Here is a 19,044-nt window from a genome sequence, read left to right as displayed (position 1 = left end):
TCAAAACTACTATCCCTCATAATACCGACTAATAAGCCCCTTTCGATTTAACGACAGCCAACACCGTTTTTAAAAGATATACAATATCAATCCACACGGACCAGTTATGAACATACCAAGAGTCCATTAATACACGCTCTTCATAGGTAGTATCGCTACGGCCACTCACTTGCCATACGCCGGTAATTCCTGGTGGCACAAGGTAAAAGTCATTGATGTAGTCACCGTATTTTACGATTTCATCACGCACGATAGGACGTGGACCTACGAGGCTCATATCCCCAACGAGAACATTCCACAATTGTGGCAATTCATCAAGGCTTGTTTTGCGAAGGAATTTACCAATACGAGTAACACGAGGATCATCCTTCAATTTGAAATCTCGTTCCCATTCCTCACGAGCTGCAGGGTTCTCTTTTAAATACATCTCTAATGCCTCTTGTGCATTCGGTACCATGGAGCGGAATTTATAGCATGGGAACTCTTTCCCACCTTGGCCAACGCGCTTATGACCAAATACGATTGGCCCTGGAGAGTCTAGATAAATCAGTACGGCTACAATGGCTAAAATTGGCAAAATTAAGATGCCCCCACATACAGTAGCTACAATATCAAATATGCGCTTCATAATACGGTTAGACTTACGAGCCAAGTTATTTTGTACACGTAATACAACGGCTTGCTCTTCCATCATGCCACGAGCCGTAATATTACTTGTGGGCAAACCAAATAATTCAGGCACAAAGGCTACTCGTTTTACTAGTAATTGCAATTGATTGATCAAAGATACCAACTTTTTAGGTTCTAGCCCAGGTGCACAAATAAGAACTGTTTGTACACCTGTATCTTTGATAACATCTTCAACATCGGAAAAAGCACCAAGACAAGGATATTCCTTAGCAATGGAAGAGGATTTAGGATTATCATCTACATAACCAATGATTTTATATGTAGCAATTGGCATACGATCTAAGGATTTCTTTACGAGCTCTGCTGTTTTACCTGCACCAACGAGAAGGACTGGTATAGTTAAGTATCCTGCCTTAGAAAGAATCTTACCTATAATAAAACGACCACTAAAGATAAAGAGCAACATAAATACATAAGCAAAGGCTACAAATAGACGAGATACATCATTAATTACATGTCCTGTGTACATGAGCACAATAGATACAACTACACCAATAGTGATGCTACGGAAAAGATTTTTCATAGTATCCCAATAAGGAGATACCACAGAATATGTATTATTAAGAAGTAATATAGACAAAAATACTAAAGGTATAATGCCATATACATAGATTTCATCTACCTTGAAATGTGGGCTGACCGGTAAAATTGGCAAATTTAACCGCAGATAGTAAGCTGCTAATGTTCCTAAAACAATAGAAACATAATCTGCTATAAGCACTATGATTTTGCTAAAAAGCAACTTGTTGTGATTGTTATATCCAGAACCATTCATACTAATACCCCAAACTATAAAAAAAGGTTGTTTTCTCAATACAATTTTCAAGAAAACAACCTCTAAAACATACGAATACAATGTACCAATATTTACTTATATTGTATCATATTCAATTATTTAAAACTATGAAAAAACATAGATTTTAACTACTTTTATTTAGTTTTATATTTTTACTAACTTTAATTAAACGAGAAATAAATTTCTCATAAAAAGTAATTAAATGCATTCTTAAATACCAATTTAAGGCTCATATAATTCTCAATTATCCCTCAATTGAAGCATGGTGGCTAACATAAAATACATAATGCGTATACCAGAGGAATTATCCAATGTATATTCAATCTGTCCAAAAATAAATACATAGGAAACTACAGCAATCATGGCACACAGACTATAGGGATCGCGCTTTTTAAACCAGGTCAAAAAATTATCTATGATAATAGTGCCATAGAAAATAAGAACACCAAGTAAACCTAGTATACCTACTTCACTTATAAGCTGAATAAAGTTGTTATGCGCATGATATAGATGTTGATTTTCCGATGGTAAACGATAGGATTCTTCATATTTAGTACGCCATTGACCTATACCGACGCCTATCACAGGATGATCCTTAAACATATTGATAGATGATGTCCATACTTCAAAGCGCCCTAAATTAGAACCATCTGTTGTCGTATTTGTAATAGACTCAAATCTAGCTACATATTGTGGCTGTGTACTGAATCCCCAAATGACACCACCTAATGCAGCAAGAACTGCTAATACATAGACAAAGCGTTTTATTAAATACGGTAAAGATACGATAGGAACCATAATCATATTAAATAACCATGATCCACGACTTTGGTTACCATACATGCCAAATCCAACACAGCCGAGAGCCCAAAGAGCTGAAACTTTCACATAGGTTGGAAATGCCTTATCTAATAATATTACACAGAATATAGGCACTAACATAACCATAATACCTGCAATGGTTAATACACTACTGCCAAAACCCCAGCCCCGTACAGCCATACCTGAATAATATTGATAAAAAGCTACTAAATTATCGATACCAAAGTCCACAAAAAATACGGCTAGCATGGTAAATAATGTTTTCTTATCCCGTATACAAAGGGCAATAATGAAAAATACAGGAATTCTCCATAGCCATACATTAATAAACTCTGGCAATCCAACAGATATATTATTTGTTAAAACCGCCGATGGCAATAACAATAACAACATGACTATCAATGATTTACTATATTTTTTTACATAAGATGGAACATATAAATCATGTTTATGTTTCCAAATATAGATAATACTTAATAGAATGGCAAGGACATAAAAAGCCTGACCTGCAGCCATAGATAGCCTAGTAAGGCAAACCATTAAGGTAATCATAATGGCTATCCATGATTCTAATGGTAACTTTGATAAAATTCCCAAGAAAATCCCCCTCAAACAGTAAGTCATACTGCTTACATAACAATATTTATACATTTATAATGGATTGAATCAATGCACGATGGCTGTAATCCTCGTTCGCATTCATTAATCCCTGGTTATATTGTTCCTTATTATATTGTAAATTCTCTACGAACCTTTGAATCCCCTGCCCAATAGAATTTACATTATCTAAATTTAATACTTCTCCAATGGAATATTGTTCTAATACCTCTGGATTAATTTCTGGAGATATGAGAACAGGCTTGTAAAAGCCTATAGCAGTAAATAGCATAGCCGCCCAATGATAGCGATAACGTTCCGCCCCATAAGGCAATAATAAAGCATCTACACTCAATAATGCTCTATCCCAATCTTTCCCAATCAGACTGGCATGGATGAACTGAATATTACTATATTTGCTGTATTGCTTAATGATGGACTCAAATAATTCCCCATCTTCTGGCTTTACCGTAGCCCCTTGCACGACGAGCTGTACCGAATCATCATAATTGAGCGATACAAAGGCATCGATGAAACGCTCAATATTTTTTTCTTTTCTAAATTGACCAAAGAAACCTAGTTTAATCGGCTTATCTACAGATATAGTGCGTTCTTCATTTGTGCCTATGCCATCAGTTGAATTCAAATGTTCAAGTCCTTGTTGATTAGCAGCACCTTGTGTAGTCGCATTCCCTTGTTTGCCACTTAATTCACTGGATGGCAAGAATACAGGCGGTAAGATTTTACGAACTCTTGGCAAATCAGGTCGCAACATATCATCCCGTAAGGAGATCACATCGAGATAGACATTTTTATAAGCATTAGCACGATGGGCTTGCTTAATAAAGCGATCCATTTCGCCCTTGCCAATACCGTGGAATATAACGTGCACTGCAGCCGGACTATCCTTTAACGGCGTATCGAGCAACGCTTTAATATAGCGATATGTCCCCGTCGGAATGATTAAAGCATCTATATTATGTTCTTTGATTTTTTGTGCTGCTGAAGTAAACCAACTACGACGACGGCGTTCTCGTAAAATGGATAAAAATGGCTTCTTCCATTTAGATGCGCCTGCGTAGGTCACAACCTCTCCACCTTCTAAGTATACTATATCTACGCCATAGTCCACTTTAAAAGGAAAGTTTTCCGGTACAAATAGTACAGGCTCATGACCTTGTTGTTTTAGTTCGTTAATGAGGATGCGATCAAATTCTACCTCATGACCAGCAGGCATGACGATACTTTCTAAAATTGCTACGCGCATACCACACCTCTAGGCCTTTATATATGGCTTAATATATTCTTGTATCATAGCCTCGTACTCATCTAATAAAGCATAGCGATTACGATATTGGCTACGTTTTTGTGATTTAATCTCTTCAATCGGTTTTCGTTCTTCTTCAAGAGGAATTGTAAAGTAGTTTGGATCGGACTCCAATACTGTACCCCCAATATCCTCCCATAAGGTATCTAAGATAGCTACCTTTGCTTTATTGCCCCGCACCATATGAGAGTTAGCATAGAATCCTTCATCAGATACGGCAAGGATAGACTCCACTTGCGCGGCACGCCCTATTTCGCGGATCAAGAAGGTAATGAAGTTCTTCGGACGGTATCCATACATTTTCTTCGTTATCTTCTTAGCTCGTTCAAGACCGTCTTTATAGCCTTGAATAGTACCAATAACGAGGGTGCGTTCCCCCTTAGGGCCCTTTGCAAAACGAATATTCGCGTGGTACACGCCCTTATCTTCGAGCAAGAGCATAACCGTTAGGAATCCTTCCTTCCGTTGACCTGGCTCGTAGTATAAATGAGCAGACATATCGAGCTCGTCAGAACTCCAAAGGGTAATTCCCCGTTTTTTATCGTAATAATCAAACTCTGCTTCGTCTACATACATGAGCTGAATGGCTTCATCCGTAAACACCTCTTGCAAGATGGTGAAATGCTGACAAAGTGCCTCTAAACGCCACTGAGGTGTAGAGTTTTTTATCAAAAACATACGGCTCATCAATTCATAGAGACTGGGATGTTTTTCCAACATCTTTGGATCTGCCGTATAGGATTTAAAAAAGTTTTCAAATTCAGTAACCGTTGAGTCATGACGACAAGAACGCAATGTATGTAAGAAGGTACGTCTCGTCTCACGCCATGTGCGCTTACCATATATAGTACGGCCTATGTGCCAATGTTTTCCAAAATTGCCTAACATAATGCTCCCCGATCTATTACAATTTTCCCTTAGATTTTAGTAAATAGTAAAACTTCACATATTTAGTCATCGTGTAAAAGTAGTGGTTTACAGATAAAATAAATCCCATCTTTCCATCAAGAATGCCACCTTGTAAGAAGTATACCTTGATGAAAGCCCACGTAGGACGGAAGATAATATCTTTAATGAAAGAACAGCCTTTACCATTATCTCGATATTTTTCAGCAGATAAGGTCGTATAGTTGTTGAATTTATTGAAGTATTGATGCCAATTATCGTACGTGTAATGGTACATCGGATGTTGTAATTTTTCTGTTGGATACGGCGTAATTATGGCAGGATGCACGTAGCCTTCTACATAACTGCCCTCTTTTGGCATGAGGCGAAGTACATAATCTGGGCGCAACACGCCGTGAGTGGCCTTATTATGATGGAATTTATTGCGACGTTGAATCCAGTACGCTTTATTTGGTTCGTTTACAACAATAGCTTGAATTTCTTTCGCTAGAGGCTCAGAAATGCGCTCATCCGCATCAAGGAACAAAATCCAATCAGATTTTGCTTGTTCAATGCCAAAGGTTTGTTGTGCCCCCCAGTCGCCATTCATAGCATGCTGAACAACGCGAGCACCCATTTCTTCGGCGATTTTTACTGTATCATCAGTACTGAAATCATCGATAACAAGTACTTCATCGGCAAACTGCACAGACTCAATGCAGTCATGAATATTATGTTCTTCATTTCTCGCTAGAATTATTACAGATACAGTTGCCATAGTTTCACCTTTCACTAACTAACGTACTTGTTTAGCTAAATACAAGAATTTTAATTATTATTTTATAACGAATGATATCTTCTTTGAGTTTTTATATTAAATGAAATCAATCTTATATTTTCAACAAAATAGAAATCTACCACTAACAATAATGTCATTAATTAAATCATCTCTTTATGGTTAATTAACCACATTGTTAGTAAAACCCAATCTCTTGCTTCATCAGCATGATTATCAATAGGGCGAATGGGCTCAATCGGTTTATAAGATGGTATGTTAGTTTCACCATAGTCCATACGAACATCTCCCATCATATGTGGAGTAATCCACTGATACGGCGTAACTAATGTATCTGGTTGTTCATCAAACAAGGACGGTACGATGGAATAATATTCGAAACCCTTTGGCGCAATGGCCTCAATAATAGTAGGCATGAGGCTCATATGCGTACCAATTGGCGCTGTAATCGTATCTTTAGTGAAAGCAGGATGCTGCAACAATCCTACGGTACAGAATGTGTCACGCAAGGTATAGTCTCGTTGAATTAAGGATGTATTATTCAAAGAGCCAAATAGATTAGAATGGTCACCAGTGACAACAAATAAACTATTTGGAAAAGCCTCTTTCATAGCATTTACAAAATTAAAAATTGCTTTATCGCTATAGCGATAGGTAGCCAATTCCTTATTGCGTCTCTTGTTAGATTTTAAATCATCTCCAAGGTTTGGCATGACCTGTTCAGGATCATAATCTAATAAGGAATCCTCCATCTTATAAGGGCCATGGTTCGATGTGGTGTAAATAAAATGGAATGTAGGATGTTCCAAGGATTTGATTTGCTGTTCAATATGTTCTAAAAATACATGATCATAAACGCCTACCCAAGTCTTAGGTGCATCGGGGCCACAAAAAACAGAAGCACTTTCAACGCGGTCAAATCCTTGAGCCTTACCAAAGTGATTAAAGTTACCGTACGATGCATTGCCTCCATACCAGTAAATCGTATCATAACCTAAGCGCTTCATTTGAGATGCCAAAGAAGTCGGAAATGGTTCATGCCAGAAGGCTTCCCGTTCATTGATTTCCATACCCGCATCATAGACGCCAGATAACAGACTCACAATGGATGGACGAGATACATTACCGGCAGGCAAGAAATTAGATACTTGCGCCGTATGTAGATTATCTTTAAAATCCCATAAACCAGGACATATATTGAGATTCTTATAAGGTTCATCAATAGACCACTGAGGGATACTTTCACCAACAATAAAGAAAATATGCTGTGGTTTATCAATACGAGGACCTGAAGCAACGCGCTTGAATGCATGAAGCGGTGTACTCAAATCCTGCCAAGTATCTTTATATTCCTTAGGAACAATACGGTGAATTGCGTCATCAATGTCCTCAGCAGATGCCGTATATTCATCACGAAGTGGATGTTTTAACACCGTTTCTAAGGCACATAGATCTGGCACCGTTGCACGAGCAAAGAATATATCTTCTTTTACCACTGTAGGAATCGTATCCCACTCAGGTTTATCATCATGAGATAATGTTCCACCATAGCGGAACCAATAAAATCCCAAAACAGAGGCAGCTACAAGCCCTATATTCCAAGCTATAGTAGGCCAAGTTCCTTCAATAGATGGATATGGTATAGATGGCAATGATAAAAAGAAATTTCCCATGTACCAGGATATACATGTAATAGGAATTAATCCTAGGATGACAAGCATTCCTCGATCTTGATTAAAGAATACATCAATTAAATTATGTTTTTCTGCATGATTTCCATAATGAACCATATAGTTATACGTATCATGGAAATGCTTGTAGAAAATCATTTTTCCTGCAAAGGCTGCATATAATACGCAAGAATAAATGGTTAATCCTACCAATCGTACAACATCTTCTATTTGATGATACCCATCAAAGAATAAGGCAGGGAGCGTCACCAATACTAAGGGTAGTAAGAATACATAAGCATCAAAATCCATGCCCCACCAGAAGCCGTAACGCAATGAACCCAATACAGATTTCCAGCGACCCTTCCATGTGGAATAAGGATTATACACAATCATGAATATGATTCTAAAGATGGTGCTTAAAATAGGAGCCCAAAGCATTAGTTTTATATTTTGTTGTAGAGATAGAAAAAATTGTTCACTCATTCATGCTTCCATATCTACTTAAAGAACAATAATTCTCCATAGCAATTTACTATACTAAATTACTAATTATAATTGCCCATTAGATTTGTTTAAATAATTTAGTAAATATTTTTTTATTTGATAACATCCCCGTGCTTAATACGCCATGCTGCTAGTTCACGCATGTTTTTAATCATATCACCATAGGCTTGAGGCATATTTGTGCCTTGGTCCATAAGTTTTCCACTGTTATCTAGATATAGTCTATGGTTAAAGACAAATTCCTCTTGTGTAAACAAGCTTGGTACCATGGCTTCATAGGTTTGACCAGGGCGTCCCACAAGTTCTGCCAATGTAGGAATGATTTGAATGCTCATACCGAAGGCATTAGGAGCAAGCCAATCTTTATGAATACCACGACCATAGAAGATAATTGGAATAGTAGACGCCACATTAGGACCTACTTCACGAGCAAAGGTAAAGCGTTCGCTATGGTCACCAGTAATAACGAAGAGTGCCGATGGATCTGCTTTTTCTTCCCTAGCGATATATTCGCCCATCACGTGGTCCGCATACCAAATATGACCCATTTCATTCAATTGCTTGTCAGTTTCTGCGATTGTATCAGGCAAATGGCCTTTTACCTTATTCACATCATAGCCTTCTTTAGCGACATTAACGCTATATGGAGGATGATTAGACGTAGTCATGATAACATTGAGAATTTTTTCCCCTCTATGTTGATCCATGTACGCGGAAATTGCTTTAAACATATCCTTATCGGCTACGCCCCACGCATTGCCGTCTTCACTAGGCATTTCGGAGGCATCGTGGAATTCATCGAAGCCTTGGGATAGAGCAAAGTTCTTAACATTTTGCCATGTACTAAAGCCGCCGTACCAGAATACTGTTTTATAGCCTAGCTTTTTCATAACAGAACCAATGCCTAAGCCATACGGTTGTTTGAAACTTTCACCTTCGTAATTAGGATATAGACCTGTGTCAGGCATACCTGTGAGTAAACCGTTGATAGCAGGCATGGTGCCCGTACCTTGAGCAAGAGCGAGCTGCGTGCTCATCGCTTGAGGACTAGCAGCGTATTTACGACCTTGTTCAACGAGGTACGCACCAGGTTCGTTGTATTCAGCGAGGAATGGCCACAAACCATAGGATTCACCGAGAACGATATTAATGGACTGCGGTTGCTCCGCTAAACGCTCTGTCGTAATAGTTCTTGTGAAAGAACCATCAAAATCCTTACCATTAAATGTGCCGCCAACAGCACTAATCTTTTCGCTCAATTCTTGAGGGGTTAAGTTGATAACCTCTAACTCCTCCGCGCGTTTTGCAATGCTTTTAACACGATAAAGAGCCTGCACATCGTCGAGGATGGTCTCGTTTAATAAATTAGAACTGAGGCGTGCCGCACTTTCCCAGTTGATAGAATTTGTATAGTTAAAAGCACCACCAAATCTAAAGAATAGACCTAATACACCAACAGCTACAGTCAATCCAATGCCTGTGATCCACTGCGTTTTCTTAGTCTTTGGATACCAAGTAGAACAAACTAATTGAGTATCAACGTAATCACTATATTTCTTTGTTCCCCACGCCAAAAATTTAACGAGGAAATAGCAAAGAGCTGCGCTCAATACTACGGCCCCAACGATATACATGAGTGCGTTATATTCGTTAATTGCCGTATTTACAATGGCACCGATATCATCGTTTTTACCATTGATAAGCATCGCATTGTAGGAGGAATTGAATATTTTATAGAACTGAATACGGCCTAAGAATAGGAAGGTCAACAGTACAGTCGCTATGGAGTAGAGGACTTGTTTAATGCGCAAGGAAGGCCATTTTGGTACAAAAGTATGTACCAATGTACCTCCTAAAAAGCCTAGTAAACACAAAGAACCGACGGTCTTGAGACTCAATCTAAAGCCTAGCCATAAGGACGTAAGAATATTCTCCATCGTCACAGAAGCTAGTTGTGATTGAAATACTGCAAGAAACACGATTCTAAATGCAGTCAATAAAGCAGAGAAAAAGATAAACACCTTAATCTCTGTTCGTATGCCTTCAAATAATCGTTGCCATCGGTTCATCATTAACCCCTACTGTTCTTTATATAACGTAACTACTCTATACTACCTAACTGTAATTATATTGGATATTTCTTACATTTAGGCCCCTTACATCGCTTGCATTTACCGCATCCACGGTCGATAGTTCCAGCACTTGCCGATTTCTTAGCACTAGTACTCTCCTTGGCTCTCTGTTCAGAGGCTTTACTATTCAATACGGAAACTATCGTTTTTGCTTTTTTTCGGATGTATCCTTTTCGGACTTTTTATCCTTTTTCTTGTCTTTCTTCTTATCTTTTTTACTGAAAGTATCTCCTAAAAAGACGGTTTTTAACTTGTCATTTAAGACCTTAAGCTTCTTTTCAGCCTTATCTTTCTTTTTCTTTAATTTTTCTTTGGATTTGGAATGTTTATCTTCTTTGGACTTTTTATCATCTTTGGATTTCTTATCGTCCTTGGATTTCTTATCTTCTTTGAATTTTTTATAATCCTTAGATTTTTTAGATGTATCGTCGGTTCCATTGATACGCGCCCATTCATCATCTACGCGTTTCAATTGTTTTTTAAGGAGCTTTTCCATCTTCTTATTGGCTTTATCTGAATCTAAGCCAGACTTACCGAATAATAAAGCATTTACTGCTGTATATGGATCAATAGAGGACATATCATTTTCATTTATATCATCTTTTTTACTAGATGCATCCTTATTTGTATAGGATATTTCTATATCTTTAGATTTTGAAAGTAATACCGAGTTTTCCGCATCAAATGGATTTTCTTCATCTAAATGATGGACTTCTAAGCTTTCCACGCCATCTAGTGGATTTACATCCATATGCTCTACAATGTCTTCATCAAGGTCCGATATCTCATGTTGGGAGCTTTCACCAGATCCTGTAAAAAGACCGCCCATAGAATGCAATTCACTCAATTTAATATGGTTCATGCCCACTGTAGAGTCATGCTGCGCAGGAATATCCGATAATTGGACCTGTTCCATAGCGTATACATCATTATTATGACTAGCACCCTTGCCAAGATAAGATCCATCAGAAATGATGATATTCTCTTTATCGTCGCCTAACACATTGCCAAACAAATCCTCTTCAAGAGAATCATAGGTATGCAACATGGACATCCGTTTTTGAACCTCTTCAATTTGATTCCACAAATCAACGAGAGAGGATGTATAGTATATGCGTTCCTTAACCTCTAAATAAGCTTGGTAAACAATAGCCAATTCAGACTCATTGAGTCCCTCTTCGGCACCAATTTCTTCAATCATTTGTTGAATTTGTTGATCTCGATCATATCGTTTAATTAAGGCCTTGCGAATACGTTCAATCAATGCTGTATCGATGATTTCCACGGGTACCTCCAGTCTTCAATACACTCAGCCCTATCCACTAACTTAGTGCATACGAATCAATGTATAGAACCATAAAAAATAATTTGATTTTATAATCTCTAATATATTATTATATCAGAATTTATCTGCTTTTTCCTTAATAATCTAGGTGAAAGTTTCTTAAAAATAGAATAAAACCTCAATTTGAATTATGTTCTAGTCGTACAAATTTAGAGCCCCTAAAACAAGCCTTCAACATTGAGGTTTCTTACATACTAAATAAAGTTAACTGAATACACTAAAATAAATTAACCGAATACACGAGAATTCGTTCCTTTGCATCCTTTTCTTCAAAGAGATCGCTACAATCGATAGGTTCTTCCTGTTCGAGTCGCACATGGTTATTTAAGAAGTTTTCTACCTCGTCATTTACGTAGTAGAAAAAAAGCTTAATCTCACGAGGATGATGGTATAAGGAATCAAAGATATTTCCTAGAACGCGCTTAATCGTATGGAGCGCAAAGGGATTAAAGAAAAAGCATCGATCTGCTTGAGCTGGTAATTCATAGAGCGCCGCATCACCATGCACAAAACTCACCCGATTCCGCGCTGCTGGGCTTTCACCATTGAGTAAAGCCTTTTCATATAATCGTTCATCGTATTCGATGCCGATGGAGTGACAGCCTGTTTGGTACGCCATAAAAATGCTAACACGGCCCTTGCCACTGCCATAATCGATGAGGGTATGTTTCTTGTGAATATGACCGCTGTTCTCCAACCGTTCTAGGACGCAATAATCTGTGGGCTCGTACGGATGATGCTCCGTATCAGACCGACTATCATCGCGGCCTGCTGTTTTTATTTGTAAAACCTGTTCCCATTCCTGTTCACTTGTCATAAATCTAATCCTATCATGAGGTCCAATTTATATGACCTAATAATTAATACTAATCTTAATTTATATATATACTATACCCTTATTAGAGCTATCTTTACAAATTAAGGGCAGTCATATATTATATTAATTAAGGAAATCAATAGTTCTAACATTTTAATGCATCCAAACAGAAAATAGGGTTGCAGCCCTGCTTTTTCTGTGCTAGTTACTGACGAAAGTATCTATCTAGCCACTTGCAGATGTAGTGACACAACAAAAGCACCTATAATAGGTGCTTTTGTTGTATTTAAACACGTATCGATGCTAATATGGTATACTAAAGAGTAATATTTCAATATTCTCATGTACAGAATGATATGTTATTAAAAAGGAGTATTTACTTACATGGAAAGTGATCTGACCTTAGATTTTATAATTATCATCGTATTAATCATTGCAAACGGCTTGTTCTCTATGACAGAGTTAGCCATCGTGAATGCGAAAAAACGTAAACTCGAAGAAATGGCAGAAGCAGGCAACGAGCGTGCTAAAAAGGCCTTTGAATTGTCTGAGAATCCAAACGCGATGTTCTCTACCATTCAAATCGGTATTACCCTCGTCGGCATTTTAACTGGTTTGTACTCTGGTGCGACCTTCTCTGGTCCTCTAGAGGAAGTATTAGTAGCTAATATTCCTAGTATCGAACCATATGCAGCTTCTTTGAGTTCTTTCCTCATCGTTGCAGTTATCACCTATTTATCCCTCGTTATTGGCGAGCTCGTGCCGAAACGTTTGGCTTTAAATAGTCCTGAAAGCATCGCCGTAGTAGTAGCAAAACCAATTTATTGGTTATCTGTAGCATTAAAACCTATTGTTAGCTTCCTCGGCGTTTCTACAGAATTCCTCTTAAAATTACTAGGCGTGACTGTGAAAGAAGAGGCTCCTGTTACAGAGTCTGAAATCAACAAGATGCTCACCGAAGGTGTTGCTATGGGTGCGTATGAAGAAGAGGAACCTATCCTCGTAGAAAATATCTTCCATTTAGCAGACATGAACGCTGGCGACATCATGACACCTCGTACGCAGCTCAAATGGATTGACCTTAATGGCACAGAGGATGAAATCATGGAAGTCCTCAAAAATGCTAACCATTACCGTATTCCTGTAGGTACCGATTCCTTGGACGAACTAAAGGGTCTCGTAACTGTATCTGACGTATTGGTACAGATCATGCAACGTCCTAGCGAACGCTCTATTCATGATATTATTGAATCTTGTTTGAAAGAACCATTACTCATTCCAGAATCCATTACGCTCATGAAATTGTTGAATGTACTCCGTACAGAAGGCGTTCATGAAACGATTGTTCTCGACGAGTACGGCGGATTCAGCGGTCTTGTAACATTACATGATATTATGGAAGAAATCGTAGGTCTCATGCCTTCTGGTGAAGAAGAAATCAAGGAAGAAGAAAATAAAATCGTCGAACGTGAAGACGGCTCCTGGCTTGTAGATGGCCTTCTTGACGTAGACGAATTTAAAGAATTCTTCCACATCGATGAAGAATTACCAGGCGAAGAAAAAGACTTGTATAAAACAATGGGCGGTCTATTAAACGTTCTCTTTGGCCGCATTCCAAAAGAATTAGACAAAGCAAAATGGAATGGATATACCTTTGAAGTTGTAGATATGGATAATACTCGTATCGATAAGATTCTTGTAACTTATGAAGAACCTATTGTAGTACAAGAAACAGAAGAAAAAGACTAATACCTACTAGCTTGTAGACTTATGAGCATTGTAGATTTATAAAGAGTGAGTTCTCCTATGGAGGACTCACTTTTTTTATATGTCCCTCTAGCCGTTTATATATAAATATAGTATTATTAAATTGTATAAAATTTATAATTAAATCTAATAGACTTAATAGAACTATTATCTACTATATATCTAATAGCTAAATTATATCTATTCTTATAAAATATAAAGTCCTATGAATACTACCTATATGTAGTTGTGTGTCATAGGGCTTATGTGTGGTAAAAGGAGAGATTCTATGAATCAAAAAGTCATAGCAACCATAGGCGCCCTCTTAATAGGGACTGCTATAATCAGTGGTTGCGGATCTGAAAAACAATCTGAGGATACTAGCCTCAAGGTGCGCACCATCACCATCGGTGAAGAATCTGGTACTACTAGTGCTGGCTATGCAGGCACTATCCATAATAAAACGGAAACAAACTTAGCCTTTCAAATTGGGGGGCGCGTCATCAACAAATTTGTAAATGTCGGTGATGCTGTACAAGCAGGCCAAGTAATTGCTCAAATCAATGGTTCTGATACGGCGGCGCAGGTGCAAAATGCTGAAGGGGCCGTAAAAGCGGCTCAATCAGCATTCGAGTTAGCAAAAACGAATGCCAACCGATACCGTGAGCTTTATGCACAACAAGCGATCAGTAAATTGCAGCTAGACCAAGCAGAAAACCAATTGAATGCGGCCTCTGCTCAACTACAACAAGCACAGGCAAGCCTCAATTTAAGCAGCAATCAAAATAGCTATACTAATTTGACCGCCCCTGATACAGGTATTATCACAGCTTTTAACATTGAAGCAGGCCAAGTTGTAGCAGCCGGTCAAAGCGTTGGCACCTTAGCGGCTGGTCACGACCCAGAAGCAGTCATTGCCCTTCCTGAACAAGAATTGACCAAGGTTCATGTGGGTAGCCCTGCTACTATTACATTCTGGGCTCTACCAGATATAACCGTGCAAGGTGTAGTACGAGAAATTTCACCGGTTCCTGATCCTGTAGCGAGAACGTATACCGTAAAAATTACCTTACAAAACCCTCCTAAAGAGGTACAACTAGGCATGACGGTCAATGTTAATTTGTCTACTACAGATAACACTAATATTTCTATTCCGTTAACGGCTCTTGTAAAAGACTCTAATGGCAATAATGCAGTGTATATTATTCGAGACAAAAAAGCTCATCTCGTACCTATTAAGACGGGTGAATTCGGTAAGAACTCCGTCATCGTCACATCTGGTTTAGCTAAGGGCGACATTGTCATCACCGCAGGTACCCAACAATTACAAGAAGGGACGGCGGTTAGTCAATGAAACAATTTAACTTAGCCGAATGGGCCCTCAAACACAAGTCCATTATCTACTACTTCATGGCTGTGCTACTCACCTTTGGTATCTTCTCATACAACCACATGGGACGTATGGAAGATCCAGACTTTACGATGCGCACCATGGTGGTCGGCGTTGCTTGGCCTGGGGCTTCCCCACAAGAAATGTCGGATCAGGTAACGGACAAATTAGAAGAAAAACTGCGTGACCTTCCGGGCGTCGATTATACAAAATCTTTCACAGATGGCAGCAAATCAGTCATTTATATTAATCTGAAAGAAAATCTACCATCTGACAAAATCCGTCCCGCTTGGGAAGAAGCGCGGAATATGATTAACGACGAATGGAAATCTCTCCCACAAGGCGTTCAAGGGCCGACTATCAACGACAGATTCGATGATGTATACGGAATTATCTACGCCATTAGTGGCGATGAATTCTCGTACGAAGAAAAAAGGCAACAAGCAGAAGACTTAAAACGTCAGCTTTTATCTGTTCCAAATGTAAAAAAAATCAGCCTCATTGGGGTTCAACAACAAACCCTTAATGTAACGATTAATAAAGATAAACTGGCATCCTATAAAATTAGTACACAACAGCTGTTAACAGCTATCAAACAACAAAGTATGATGGTACCAGCTGGTATGATTACAACGGATACAAATAATGTATATCTCCGAGTAAACGGTCTATTCGATAGTCCCCAAGCCGTACAAGATATGCCAATTCGCATCAATAATCAAACCTTGCGTCTAGGCGACATGGCTGATGTAACTATGACCTATCAAGATCCTAAGGATCCACAGTTCTACTTTGAAGGCAAACCAGCCATTGGCATTGCTATCTCTATGGATGCAGGGGGAAATAATATCGAATTCGGCGAAGCTATCGATAAAAAACTGGCGGAATTAAAGAAAACCATTCCTGTAGGCCTCGAACTCAGTCAAGTATCGAATCAGCCTCACATTGTTAAAGAATCCATTGGCGATTTCTCTCAATCCTTATTTGAAGCCATCGCCATCGTATTGCTCGTCAGCTTTGCCTCCCTTGGCTTGCGAACAGGTGTGGTAGTAGCCCTCACCATTCCTGTCGTTGTTTCTACTACATTCATCTTGATGTATGAAAGCGGCATTTACTTGCACAAGGTTAGCCTGGGTGCCCTCATCTTGGCACTGGGCCTTCTCGTAGATGATGCCATTATCGTTGTAGAAATGATGAGCGTTAAGCTCGAAGAAGGTTGGGGTCACTTTAGATCTGCTACCTTCGCTTACCAATCGACAGCATTCCCTATGCTATCCGGTACACTTATTACCTGTGCTGGCTTCTTGCCATTAGCATTAGCACAAGGTATGGTAGCAGAGTTTACAAAATCTCTATCTATCGTTGTATTTATGGCTCTCATCCTGTCTTGGTTCGCCTCTGTTCTCGTCAGCCCTGTTCTTGGCTATAAAATCATCGAAAACAAGGCTCCAAAACCTGAATCCGAATGGACCAAACGAGACCGTATTATGCACAATCTCAGTGTTACATTCTATGATAAATTTGAAAGACTGTTACATTGGGCCTTAGGTCATCATAAGGTAGTATTACTCATCACCTTAGGTACCTTTGTGCTATCACTACTTTCACTACCATTGATCAAGCAGGAATTTTTCCCATCATCAACGCGTAATGAAATCATCGTATCCATGCAATTTCCTCAAAGTTCATCCATCGAGTATACTGCAAACCAAGCAAAAATCATCGATGAACATTTACAAGGTAACGAACATATTTCAACCTTTACATCCTATATAGGACAAGGTTCTCCACGTTTCGTCCTCACCTTGGAACCTGAATTGCAACGAAATAACTTCTTGCAGTACGTTATCGTTACAAAATCCTTAGAGGATCGAGATAAACTATATGGTGAATTAACTTCATATTTAAATGAAGAATTCCCTTCAGCACTCGTAAATACTCAATTTGTACAAATTGGCCCACCATCTAAATATCCAGTGATGCTCCGCGTTTCTGGACCTGATCAAAAGGTGGTAAAAGAAATCGCCAATAAAGTAAAAGACAAGATGCAAGGCGATAAGGATTTACACAACATAGCCTTTGACTGGCCAGATACGGAACCAGTAGCTAACATTCATATCGATCCTAACAAGGCTCGCTTACTAGGCATCGATAGCTATGCTGTATCCTTAGACTTACAAAGTCTATTATCTGGTACAAAAGCTGGTGAATATTACGAAGGGAACCAAACTATCCCTGTTACATTCCGTTTAGGAGATAATGAGCAACATAATTTAAGTGCTCTTTCCTCCTTACCAATTCAAACAGGCAATGGTTCCTACGTACCGCTTAGCCAAATTGCAACCATCACCATGACACAAGAGGATGGTATCATCTGGCACCGAAATATGATGCCAACTATCAGCATTCACGCCAATGTAAAAGCCGGTGTATTAGGCAATGCGAAAACAAAAGAGATTTATAAATCCTTACAAGATATTCGCGATTCCTTGCCTACAGGCTATACCATTGAACTTGATGGTGCCGCTGAAAAGAGCGTAACAGCCGTACAAAATCTAGTAAAACCAATGCCAATTATGCTCTTTGTGATCATGACAATCCTCATGTTCCAATTGAAGCGTATTCCTCTCATGATTATGGCTTTGCTCACAGCCCCATTAGGCCTCATCGGTGTCGTATTAGCTCTGAATATTACGAGAACGCCGTTAGGCTTTATGGCTATTCTAGGTATCATCGCTCTTTCGGGTATGATCATTCGTAACTCCATCATCTTGTTAGACCAAATTGAAATCCACAAGGCAGAAGGCCAAAAACCACTTGAAGCGATTATCAACTCCGCTACACTTCGTTTCCGCCCTATCATGCTCACTGCTATCGCAGCGATTTTAGGCATGATTCCTCTTATGGGATCTGTATTCTGGAGTCCACTAGCTATCGCCTTTAGCGGCGGCTTACTAGTGGCAACGGTACTAACACTTATCGTATTACCAGTCATGTATGCAACATGGTATAAGATAAAATAAAAAAATCCTCCTAGTAAAGGTTTTATGCTTCTATTAGGAGGATTTTTTTTGTACAAGCACATATAAAAACAGTAGGGCTGCCACCCTGCTGTTTTTTTAGTCACAAAATATATTGCAACTTACTTATTTCCCTTAGAATTATATTAACAATAATATCTGACGTAGTCTATTACTTATTAAACTACAACAGCTGTGCCATTGCATGTAATCATAAGCATGCCGTTTTGTGCACCTACAGTGCTATATTGGAAGGATACGCCAATAATAGCATTAGCACCCAATTTAGAAGCGCGTTGAGACATTTCATCAAGAGCGGCTTTTCGCGCACTCATCAAAGAATCTTCATAGCTACCGCTACGGCCACCAACGATATCGCGAATACCAGACATAAAATCTTTCACAAAGTTACGGCCTTCTACGACCTCACCAAATACGATACCTTTATACTCTTGAACAGGTTTATTTTCAATATGCATAGTTGTAGTAATAATCATGATTATC

General features: G+C 38.8%; 13 protein-coding genes. 3 read left to right on the top strand and 10 right to left on the bottom strand.

Annotated elements, in window-relative coordinates:
• Positions 1-28 precede the first annotated feature (28 nt).
• The 9 genes from wbaP to VCHSUH04_RS08870 form a co-directional block, all read right to left on the bottom strand.
• On the bottom strand, positions 29-1,465 hold the full coding sequence (gene wbaP / locus VCHSUH04_RS08910) for an undecaprenyl-phosphate galactose phosphotransferase WbaP (protein WP_105086289.1): 1,437 nt from the start codon (positions 1,463-1,465) through the stop codon (positions 29-31).
• A 261-nt stretch (positions 1,466-1,726) separates the two neighbouring features.
• Entirely contained in the window at positions 1,727-2,905 is a 1,179-nt protein-coding gene (locus VCHSUH04_RS08905; RefSeq protein ID WP_105086265.1) for an O-antigen ligase, read from the bottom strand.
• Between the two features lie 46 nt (positions 2,906-2,951).
• Complete coding sequence (locus VCHSUH04_RS08900; RefSeq protein WP_105086264.1) at positions 2,952-4,172, bottom strand: glycosyltransferase; 1,221 nt, start codon at positions 4,170-4,172, stop codon at positions 2,952-2,954.
• Positions 4,173-4,181: 9 nt separating this feature from the next.
• On the bottom strand, positions 4,182-5,120 hold the full coding sequence (locus VCHSUH04_RS08895) for a DUF535 family protein (RefSeq protein WP_105086263.1): 939 nt from the start codon (positions 5,118-5,120) through the stop codon (positions 4,182-4,184).
• A gap of 16 nt (positions 5,121-5,136) precedes the next feature.
• Positions 5,137-5,895, bottom strand: coding sequence for a glycosyltransferase family 2 protein (locus tag VCHSUH04_RS08890; protein ID WP_105086262.1), 759 nt, complete (start codon positions 5,893-5,895; stop codon positions 5,137-5,139).
• Between the two features lie 161 nt (positions 5,896-6,056).
• On the bottom strand, positions 6,057-8,069 hold the full coding sequence (locus VCHSUH04_RS08885; protein WP_105086261.1) for an LTA synthase family protein: 2,013 nt from the start codon (positions 8,067-8,069) through the stop codon (positions 6,057-6,059).
• A 113-nt stretch (positions 8,070-8,182) separates the two neighbouring features.
• Positions 8,183-10,162, bottom strand: coding sequence for an LTA synthase family protein (locus VCHSUH04_RS08880; RefSeq protein WP_105086260.1), 1,980 nt, complete (start codon positions 10,160-10,162; stop codon positions 8,183-8,185).
• Positions 10,163-10,361: 199 nt separating this feature from the next.
• Positions 10,362-11,507: a transcriptional regulator gene (locus VCHSUH04_RS08875; protein ID WP_105086259.1), complete on the bottom strand. Its 1,146-nt coding sequence runs from the start codon at positions 11,505-11,507 to the stop codon at positions 10,362-10,364.
• Positions 11,508-11,784: 277 nt separating this feature from the next.
• Entirely contained in the window at positions 11,785-12,384 is a 600-nt protein-coding gene (locus tag VCHSUH04_RS08870; protein ID WP_105086258.1) for a class I SAM-dependent methyltransferase, read from the bottom strand.
• A 384-nt stretch (positions 12,385-12,768) separates the two neighbouring features.
• Between VCHSUH04_RS08870 and VCHSUH04_RS08865 the strand changes: the two genes are divergently transcribed.
• The 3 genes from VCHSUH04_RS08865 to VCHSUH04_RS08855 all read left to right on the top strand — a co-directional run bounded on the left by VCHSUH04_RS08865 (position 12,769) and on the right by VCHSUH04_RS08855 (position 18,543).
• Positions 12,769-14,133 carry a hemolysin family protein gene (locus tag VCHSUH04_RS08865; protein ID WP_105086257.1) on the top strand — a complete coding sequence of 455 codons (1,365 nt, stop codon included), beginning with the start codon at positions 12,769-12,771 and terminating at the stop codon, positions 14,131-14,133.
• A gap of 286 nt (positions 14,134-14,419) precedes the next feature.
• A complete protein-coding gene (locus VCHSUH04_RS08860) occupies positions 14,420-15,484 on the top strand; it encodes an efflux RND transporter periplasmic adaptor subunit (protein ID WP_105086256.1) in 1,065 nt (354 codons plus the stop codon).
• Positions 15,481-18,543: an efflux RND transporter permease subunit gene (locus VCHSUH04_RS08855; RefSeq protein WP_105086255.1), complete on the top strand. Its 3,063-nt coding sequence runs from the start codon at positions 15,481-15,483 to the stop codon at positions 18,541-18,543. Before VCHSUH04_RS08860 ends, VCHSUH04_RS08855 begins: the two co-directional genes overlap by 4 nt.
• 176 nt (positions 18,544-18,719) lie before the next feature.
• Here the strand turns inward: VCHSUH04_RS08855 and VCHSUH04_RS08850 are convergent, their stop codons facing one another.
• Positions 18,720-19,037: a YbjQ family protein gene (locus VCHSUH04_RS08850; RefSeq protein WP_105086254.1), complete on the bottom strand. Its 318-nt coding sequence runs from the start codon at positions 19,035-19,037 to the stop codon at positions 18,720-18,722.
• Positions 19,038-19,044: the final 7 nt, after the last annotated feature.

This window comes from Veillonella sp. T14073-2 (assembly GCF_002959875.1).
GTDB classification, from domain to species: Bacteria; Bacillota; Negativicutes; order Veillonellales; family Veillonellaceae; genus Veillonella; species Veillonella infantium.
The sequence above is the reverse complement of the archived record's forward strand: the minus strand, read 5'-3'. Positions and strand labels throughout refer to the sequence as shown.